General features: G+C 21.7%; 1 protein-coding gene. It reads left to right on the forward strand.

The features are described from left to right. The first annotated feature begins 431 nt into the window (after positions 1 to 431). Positions 432 to 830, forward strand: coding sequence for a hypothetical protein (locus EHV01_RS05665; RefSeq protein ID WP_422066611.1), 399 nt, complete (start codon positions 432 to 434; stop codon positions 828 to 830). Positions 831 to 1,306 lie beyond the last annotated feature (476 nt).

Genomic DNA, 1,306 nt, shown 5'->3' on the forward strand with positions numbered 1-1,306 from the left:
CAGCATAAAGGTTTAACACCAAAACAACAATCAACGGTATTATATTTTAACGTTTAAAAAATTTAAAGCAAAAGTATAATCTTACACAAAATTAGTTTTCAAATTGTCATATTGATGATTTTTTTTATTTCATCAAGAGTTTTCTACAAAATTAAAGAATTTATTTGACATTTTTATATAAAGTGTTATATTTAAATTATATTTATAAAAGTTTAATAGATTTTCCAAAGCTCTAAAAACTTGTTTATAAATTAAAAAATTAAGACTTGAAAAAGTCTTTTTTTGATATAAAATAAACATAATAAAAATAATATTAAGTTCTTTAATACATTTTGATAGGTGTTTAGTTCTTGGTAAGTTTCTTTATTACTCTTTTATTTAATCATATTCATTAAATAATAGCAATTTTAATATGCAAAAAGGAGTAAAAAATGAAAGAATTTAATCCAAATAAAGCAAGTTTACGAACATTTTATCGTAAAATAGATGAATTTTGACAAAATAAATCACCTAATAAACCATATACTTTGAATGATTTAACCAATGAATTCAACCTTTCTCGCAAGTGAAGATATGATACTTATGCGAGCGAAAAGATAGTTCCTTTACTTGAAAAACAAGTTGATAAAATTGAAAGTGAAATAATTAACTTTATGATGAAATCACCTGATGGTGCTAAATTATATTGACAACGAGCATTTAATTATAAATATTCACTGCAAGAAAAACAGTTAGAACAAGAATTAAACTTAAATAGTCAACAACCAATAATAGTTAATTTACAAACTGATATTAGAGATATTAAAAAAGAAAGTGATAATAATGCTTAATCATTTTACTTATTTGTTAGAAACGCCTTATTGGTTATTACAAAATAGTACTATTGGTAATAAATATCCTTTTGCTAAAAAATATGAATTAGTAAATGAAATTAATCAAATTGGAACACGATATAGTGGTAAAACTATTTCAAATATTAAAATGTTTGGTGAATTATTAAAAATTAGTTTATTAATTAAAAAACCGATTTGTATTATTTCTAGTATGTATTTAAGTAAAGATTTAAAAGATAGTGTATTTCAAAATATATGAAATATGTTAGATGAAAATCATATTCCTTATACTATTAATTTATCTAATTTTACTTTTACTTTATCAAATGGTAGCAAAATATATTGTAAAGGTTTACATTCACCAAGTCGGAAAGAAAAATTAGATAAAAATGAATTAACAGCAAGTTTAATGGGTAAAACTATTTTTGGTTTATTAGAGACTAATGACGGCAATATTGATTTATGAATTAACC

Origin of the sequence: Spiroplasma sp. hy2, assembly GCF_044714365.1 — a bacterium.
Taxonomy (GTDB): Bacteria; Bacillota_I; Bacilli_A; order Mycoplasmatales; family Mycoplasmataceae; genus Spiroplasma; species Spiroplasma phoeniceum.